Source organism: Streptomyces griseorubiginosus, from assembly GCF_017614965.1.
Taxonomy (GTDB): Bacteria; Actinomycetota; Actinomycetes; order Streptomycetales; family Streptomycetaceae; genus Streptomyces; species Streptomyces griseorubiginosus_B.
The window spans coordinates 1-7,326 of record NZ_WVUG01000385.1 but is presented as its reverse complement, the minus strand read 5'-3'; the positions used below and the strand labels follow the sequence as shown (position 1 = coordinate 7,326).

Annotated in this window: 7 protein-coding genes; 6 read left to right on the top strand and 1 reads right to left on the bottom strand. The window is 69.9% G+C overall.

Going from position 1 to position 7,326, the window contains the following annotated elements; translation table 11 throughout:
* The first annotated feature begins 77 nt into the window (after window positions 1–77).
* Genes GRC12_RS39705 through GRC12_RS39690 form a run of 4 tightly spaced genes read left to right on the top strand, consistent with a single transcriptional unit; the run spans window position 78 to window position 4,078 of the window.
* On the top strand, window positions 78–1,394 hold the full coding sequence (locus GRC12_RS39705) for an MFS transporter (RefSeq protein WP_208785320.1): 1,317 nt from the start codon (window positions 78–80) through the stop codon (window positions 1,392–1,394).
* Window positions 1,395–1,431: 37 nt separating this feature from the next.
* Window positions 1,432–2,175 carry an SDR family oxidoreductase gene (locus tag GRC12_RS39700; RefSeq protein WP_208785319.1) on the top strand — a complete coding sequence of 248 codons (744 nt, stop codon included), beginning with the start codon at window positions 1,432–1,434 and terminating at the stop codon, window positions 2,173–2,175.
* A 4-nt stretch (window positions 2,176–2,179) separates the two neighbouring features.
* A complete protein-coding gene (locus GRC12_RS39695; RefSeq protein ID WP_208785318.1) occupies window positions 2,180–3,394 on the top strand; it encodes an aspartate transaminase in 1,215 nt (404 codons plus the stop codon).
* A 9-nt stretch (window positions 3,395–3,403) separates the two neighbouring features.
* Window positions 3,404–4,078 carry a 4-carboxy-4-hydroxy-2-oxoadipate aldolase/oxaloacetate decarboxylase gene (locus tag GRC12_RS39690; RefSeq protein WP_208785317.1) on the top strand — a complete coding sequence of 225 codons (675 nt, stop codon included), beginning with the start codon at window positions 3,404–3,406 and terminating at the stop codon, window positions 4,076–4,078.
* Here the strand turns inward: GRC12_RS39690 and GRC12_RS47005 are convergent.
* Window positions 4,017–4,610, bottom strand: coding sequence for a transposase family protein (locus tag GRC12_RS47005; protein ID WP_368861621.1), 594 nt, complete (start codon window positions 4,608–4,610; stop codon window positions 4,017–4,019). The two genes, GRC12_RS39690 and GRC12_RS47005, sit on opposite strands and share 62 nt — an antisense overlap.
* Window positions 4,611–4,684: 74 nt before the next feature.
* Between GRC12_RS47005 and GRC12_RS39680 the strand changes: the two genes are divergently transcribed.
* Window positions 4,685–6,019, top strand: a complete 1,335-nt coding sequence (locus GRC12_RS39680) for a S8 family peptidase (protein WP_208785315.1) — start codon at window positions 4,685–4,687, stop codon at window positions 6,017–6,019.
* On the top strand, window positions 6,016–6,264 hold the full coding sequence (locus GRC12_RS39675; protein WP_208785314.1) for a hypothetical protein: 249 nt from the start codon (window positions 6,016–6,018) through the stop codon (window positions 6,262–6,264). The genes GRC12_RS39680 and GRC12_RS39675 overlap by 4 nt, the downstream gene beginning before the upstream one ends.
* Window positions 6,265–7,326 lie beyond the last annotated feature (1,062 nt).

Sequence of the window (7,326 nt, the reverse complement as noted above, 5' to 3'; positions counted from 1 at the left end):
CCCGGCCGCCGTCCCCTCAGCCCGCCCGCATGGAGCCGAACGCCCCGCAATCCCGCCTGCTCCCAGACAGGAGAGCCATGAGTACCGTCGCCGCTCAGCCCGTACCCAACACCGTCGACCCGAGAACAGCCCGCAAGATCACCCTCGCCGGTTGCGTCGGCATCTTCGCCGAGCTCTACGACAACGGCATCTTCGGCTTCATGGCCGGCACACTGGCCGCCGTCTTCTTCCCCAACGCGGACAACGCCACCGCCGTCCAGTTCGTCTTCCTCGGCTACGCCGTCTCGTTCTTCTTCCGCCCCCTCGGCGGCATCATCTGCGGCCACCTCGGCGACCGCATCGGGCGCCAGCGGATGCTGGTCTTCGTCATCCTCCTCATCAGCACCGCCACCGCCGCCATCGGCCTCCTGCCCTCCTACGCGAGCATCGGCATCGCCGCTCCCGCCCTGCTGATCCTGCTGCGCGTCGCGCAGGGCTTCTCCGTCGGCGGCGAAGCTTCCGGCGCCATGAGCTTCCTCGCCGAGCACGCCCCGGAGGGCAAGCGCGGCCTCTACACCAGCTACGCCCAGATCGCCTCGTTCCTCTCCCTGCTCACCGGCACCCTGATCGCCGCCGCGATGACCAGCGGACTGGGCGCCGAACGCATGGAGTCCTGGGGCTGGCGCATCCCGTTCCTGCTCGCCGTCCCGCTGGGCGTCACCGGCCTCTACATCCGCCGACGGATCACCGACACGCCCAACTTCACCAGGCTGCGGGAAGAGGGCGGTCTGTCCAGGAACCCCCTGAAGGAGGCATTCACCTCCGCCGAGCACCGCCGCGCCATGCTGCTGGCTCTGTTCATCCCCCTGATGAACGGCTCCGGGTACTACGTCCTGTTCAGCTACATGCCCACCTTCATGAGCACCGAGCTGCACTTCACCAAGGTCCAGGGCCTCCTCGTCACCGCGTCCAGCCTGGTCGCGATCTGTCTCGCCATCCCCTACATGGGCCGCCTGTCCGACCGGATCGGCCGCAAGAAGGTCATCGCGGGCGCCGCGATCGCCATGGCCGTGGTCTGCGTCCCCTGCTACCTGCTGATCGGCACCGGCGACGTCGCCCTCGCCGCGCTCGGCGCCTGCGTCATGGCCGTCGTGTTCGCCGGGCACACCGGTGTCATCCACATCCTGCTCGTCGAACTCTTCCCCACCCGCGTCCGCTATTCCGCCTACGGCCTGGGCTACAACGTCTCCGCCGCCCTCTTCGGCGGCACCGCACCCCTGCTGATGACCTACCTCATCGGCCGCACCGGCAATGTCAACGTGCCGGCCTTCTACGCCGCCCTCACCGCGCTGGGCACCCTCATCGCCGTCTCCCGGATCCAGGACCGCGCCCACCTGCCCCTGCGCGACGCCTGACGACCACCCGCACCCGCACACGAAGGAGCCCATCAGCATGCCCCTGTCCGACTACAGGACGGCTCTCGTCACCGGAGCCTCCACCGGCATCGGCGCCGTGGTCGTCGAGCGACTCGCCAAGCGCGGCCTGGAGGTCCACGCCGTGGCGCGCAACGCCGAACGGCTCGACGCCCTCGCCCGCGCCACCGGCTGCGTCCCGCACGCCGTCGACATCACCGACACCGAGGCGCTCACCGCCGCGGTGGCCGGCCTGGAGATCGACGTCCTCGTCAACAACGCGGGGGTCTCGCGCACCGGCAACATCCTGACCGCCGACGAGTTCGCCGTCGACGAGCAGATCGCCGTCAACATCCAGGCCGTCCTGCACCTGGTACGCCTGCTCATGCCCGGCATGGTGGAGCGCGACCTGGGCCACATCGTCAACATCAGCTCCATCGCCGGCGTCTACAACTTCGGCGGCAACACCGTTTACCACGCCACCAAGGCGGCCGTGCACACCCTCTCCCGCCAGTTGCGGGTGGACGGCTACGGCCGCCGGGTCCGCGTCACCGAGGTCTGCCCCGGGCGCGTGGAGACGGAGATCTTCGGCCGGCTCCTCGGCGACATGGAGGAGGCGCAGCGGCAGTTCTACGACGGCTACGAGTCCCTCAAGCCCGAGGACATCGCCGACTCCATCGAGTTCGCCGTCGACTCACCCCGGCACGTCAACATCGGCCACATCGAGATCCTGCCCACCTTCCAGGTCCCCGGCGGCCTCAACTTCGAGCGCCGGGAGGGCTGATCCGATGGACACCGCCCGGCGCGTCCGCCGTATCAACCCCTCGCCGAGCACGGCGGCGGCCCAACGCGTACGCGAACTCAAGAGCCAGGGCCTGACCATCCACGACCTGACCGTGGGCGAGCCCGACTTCGACACCCCCGGTCACGTCAAGGCCGCCGCGATCGAGGCGATCGAGGCGGGCGAGACAAAGTACACCCCCGTGAACGGCACCCCGCGGCTGCGCGCCGCCATCGCCGCGAAACTCCGCGCACGCCACGGCCTGGAGTGCACCGACGCCCAGATCACCGTCGGGGGAGGGGCCAAGCAGGTCATCTTCCTCGCCCTGGCGGCCACCTTGGACGAAGGCGACGAGGTGATCGTCCCCGCCCCGTACTGGGTGTCGTACCCGGACATGGTCCGCGCGAACGACGGCACCCCGGTCGTCGTCGACTGCCCCGCGTCGGACGGCTTCAAGCTGACCCCCGAACGGCTCGCGGCGGCGATCACCGAGCGCACGCGCTGGGTGGTGCTCAACACCCCCGGCAATCCAACCGGATCCGCCTACACCAGCGCCGAACTGCGCGCCCTCGCCGAGGTGTTGCTGGACCATCCGAGGGTGGGCGTCCTCACCGACGAGATCTACGACGAGATCTGGTACGGCGAGGAGCCGCCCCCGACCCTGACGGCCCTCGAACCCCGCCTGGCCGGACGGGTGTTCCTCACCAACGGCGTCTCCAAGACGTACGCGATGACCGGGTGGCGCATCGGGTACGGCGTCGGCCCGGCCGACCTGGTGACCGCCATCAACACCCTCCAGTCCCAGACCTCCTCCTGCCCCTCCTCCGTGAGCCAGGCCGCCGCTGCCGCCGCGCTCACCGGCCCGCAGGACTTCGTCCGGGACACCGTGCGCGTCTACCGCCAACGCCGCGACGCCACGGTGAAGCTCGTCAACGACGTCCCCGGACTCAGCTGCACGGTCCCCGACGGGGGCTTCTACCTGTTGGTCGACTGCCGGGCCATGATCGGGCGGTTCACCCCGTCCGGCAGCCCGATACGCAACGACGAGGACTTCGCCCGCCACCTCCTCGACAGCCGGCAGGTGGCGGTCATCCACGGAACCGCCTACGGCGCACCCGGCTACTTCCGCATCTCGTTCGCCACCTCGACGGACGTCCTCACCGAGGCGTGCGGTCGCATCGCGGCCGCCTGCGCCGAGCTGTCGCCCGTACCCTCTCCCTGAAAGGTCGTCATGATCAGCGTCAGCACGAAGTTCGAGCGGCCGGACGCCGTCGTCGTCGAGCAGCTGCGTGCCTTCTCCTCGGCCACCATCCACGAGGCCCAGGGCCGACTCGGCGCGCTGGACTCGGCCATCAAGCCGGTCGACCACCGTATGTCGCTGTGCGGTCCCGCCTTCCCGGTCCAGTGCGCACCGCGCGACAACCTGATGCTCCAGACAGCCATCGCCTACGCCCGCCCCGGGGACGTCATCGTCGTGTCCGCCGGCGCCTACGAGGAGGCGGGCTCCTTCGGGGACGTCCTCGCCAACGCCTGCCAGGCCAAGGGGCTCGGCGGCCTGGTCACCGACACCGGTGTCCGCGACACCGAGGACCTGCGCGCCCTGGGGTTCCCGGTCTTCTCGCGCAGCGTCTGCATCAAGGGCACGGTCAAGGAGACCGTCGGACCGATGTGCGAGCCGGTCACCGTCGGCGGTGTGCTCGTCCGCCCCGGTGACGTGGTGCGGGCCGACGCCGACGGCGTGGTGGTGGTCCGCCGTGAGGACGCCGCACAGGTGGCCGCCGCGTCGAAGGAACGCGTCAACGCCGAGGCGGGGTACATCGCCGCGTACCGGGCGGGCAGGACCGTCACCGAGGTGTGCGGTCTCGCGCCGCTTCTCGCGGCGAAGGGGCTGGTGATCGAGGACTGAGCGAGCTTGTTGGCCAAACGGGGGCCGCCGGCTCGGCCAGCCGGCATCGCCGCTGCCTGTTGCAGCACTGTCTGCAGCCCGGTGCTTCGCCCCTGTGCCGGAAGGTGAGTCCGTCGACCTGCTCGGCGAACGTGGCCTGTCGGCAGGCGCGGTGACGGCAGCGGAATCGCCGGACCTGTAACTCGATCAACACAGGGCGAACGGCGACTGCGAGATCGGCAAGGCAGCGCACGTATCGGCCGTGCACCCGGCCCGGCACCGTCCCGCAGGCGGGAGATGCGGCCCGCTCCAACGCTGCGCGGGCCTGCACGACCACCAACTCCCCATCGACCACTGCGCTTTCGATGGGCGCCACCTGAATCGTGACCCACTTCGGATGCTTGGGGGCTCTTCCACCGGCGGCGCGGCTGTGTTGCGGGCCTCTGGGGCCAATGCGACCGTGTTCGAGGGGGGCGGGCTGTCGGCCTGGCAAGGACAATCTTGCAGGTGACGGCAGTACGCGTCGTACGCGGAAAGAGCTGCGGCCCACCATCCTCGGTACCCGACACACCGTGATGCGGCGCGCGTCCAGAAACCGGGGGAAGCGCACAGAAAGCGGGAAATTCAATGGCGAACGGACCCATGGACAGGCCCTCCTTCGGCGGGCACCCCGAACGGCCCAATGGCCACGTCACGGGCCTGGGCACGGAGTACACCGGTCGGTACGTGGTCCTGCTCGACCCGAGCAACCAGGAGGCCGGACTGAACGCACTGCGTTCCTCCGCCGACATAGCGTCTGTCGAACGTGTCCGGGGAACCGAGACCGCGAACGTCGCCGAACTCCTCGAGCGTCCCGACGTCTCAGTGCACTTCGAGGAGCTCGGTGCCGCCGTCGTCGAGGTGCGGCCCGACCAGCGCCACGCGCTGGTGACCACGGCCGAGGCGGAGTCCTCGATCATCGCGGCGGAGCCTGAGCGCATGGTCTACGCCTCGCCGGTCATCACTCCGCAGCAGGCGCCGACCGAGTTCTTCCCGGCCTACCGCAGCGACGAGGATGTGGTCACCCGCCACACCACGGCCGAAATGGCCGCTGCCCATGGCCCGGCCTGGGACGAGCAGAGGTGGACCTGGGGCCTGCAGGCGATTAGGGCCAACCTGTCCACCTTGACCGGACGCGACGTAAAGATCGCCGTCCTCGACACCGGCGTGGACACCGACCACCCGGACCTGGCCGGGCGCATCGAGGCGACGGCCTCCTTCGTGCCTGGCCAGACCGTCGAGGACGGCAACGGCCACGGCACGCACTGCATCGGCACCGTCGCCGGTCCGGCTCACCCCCAGCAGGGGCCCCGCTACGGCGTGGCCTGCGAGGCCCGGATCCTCGCGGCGAAGGTGCTCAGCAACGCGGGCAGCGGAACCGACGGCCAGATCCTGGCGGGCATGGCCTGGGCCGTCGCCCACGGCGCGCGGGTGATCTCCATGTCGCTCGGCGCGTGGGTCCGACCGGGTGAGCTGTTCCCGCAGACGTACGAGCAGCTGGCCCTCCGCGCGCTCAGCCGCGGGACGGTCATCGTCGCCGCTGCGGGCAACGACAGCCAGCGGCCCCCGAGCATCCAGCCGGTCAGCCGGCCCGCCAACTGTCCCTCGATCCTCGCGGTGGCCTCGCTCGACAAGGCGCTCACGACGTCGTTCTTCTCCAACGGCGGCATCAACGGCCAGGGCGGCGAGATCAACATCGCCGCGCCCGGCAGGGACGTGCGCTCGGCCGCCCCTGGTGGCGGGTACCAGAACCTGAGCGGCACCAGCATGGCCACGCCGCACGTGGCGGGTGTCATCGCGCTGCTCGCCCAGGCGAACCCGAACGCTTCTGCGGACGATCTCATGGCCGCTCTGAAGTCCGGCGCGTTCCCGCTGACGCAGCCCGTCAGGGACGTAGGCGCCGGTCTGCTCCAGGCCCCGTGAGCGAGTCGTCCCAGTCCGAACCGGTCGGGGTCATCCTGGCGGTCGACCCCGACCGGTTCGCGGACGTGATCGAGGCCCTGCGGCGGGCCGGGCTGACGGTCACGGGCGAGCAGCCGCTCCTCGGCACCCTCTCCGGCACCGTCTCGGAGGACCGGATACCGGCCCTGGAGGCAATCGACGGCGTCAACTCCGTCGACCGCGAGCGCACCATCCGACTCCCCCCGCCCGACACACCGATCCAGTGACCCCTTTCAACCTGGCCACCGACCATGCGACAAGACGGACCCGCGGCAGCCCGCTGGTCCGTGGGCCCCGCAGGCCGGACGCCCGTCAACCCAAGTCACCACATCGCCCGTCCGGGTCTCTGTTGGATGTGATGTGCCAGGTCGGTGTCAGTGGGTGGGGGCAGTGACGGCTTGCCAGGCTGCGAGGTCGTCGCTGGTGTGGCATTGAGCGGGGCGTGGGCACTGTCGTGGCACAGCGCTTGCGACGGTGCTGTGAAGGCCTGGCTTCAGCCCTGCCCCCACTGCGGGCAGCTTGCCCGAAGCCCCCGGCCTGGAGGCCCGGCCGGGGCGCCAGGACCTGAGTGGCGAGGACCTGTGGGAGGGCTGGACGGAACGACTGTTTGTCGACGCCATTGCCGCACTCATGCCGGGCGCCCGCGCTGTGCTACGCCCCCTGACTGAGCCGGGTGGCACTGCATCCTGCCACGACAGCCAGGCCCACCGCGCCGGCCGCCCTCGCACCCCGATCTTCAAGGCCGCGCGCCATTCTGTCGCCGGAGAGGACGTGGCCTGCCGCAGGCCGGGCATGTGGAGGAGTTCGTCACGGTCCAGGGGCACCATTGCGTTGTGCGTCAGGTCCGCGCCGTTCCCGTCAGGGCGCACGAACCGGCAGAACTCCCCGCCGACCAGCTGCCGGCCGTGCGGGGGGCGGAGCGGTCACGTGAACATCGTGATCGTAGCCCGAAGTCGCAACCTGCGGCGAAGCACTCTTTCAGGCGCGATGGAGAAAATCTGTCATGGCTGAGATAGACATTGGTCATCGATAGGGCTACTATTACTCCTGTACTCAGGAAGTCGAAGTGGGCGCGGCAGACAGGGACTGCCGCGCATGCAGGTCAAGCAGGACGCGATCCCGAAGGGGTCGCGAGCAGTACCCGCGTTATCCAGCAATACAACCGAGTAACCGAAGGTAAGGAGCGAGACGCCATCAGGATCGCCCGGGCGAGGAAGCAGTCCGCCCGGGTACCGCAAGGCCCCGGATTGGAAGGTGGTCCCCGGTCACGCATCCGCGATCCCCGCAGC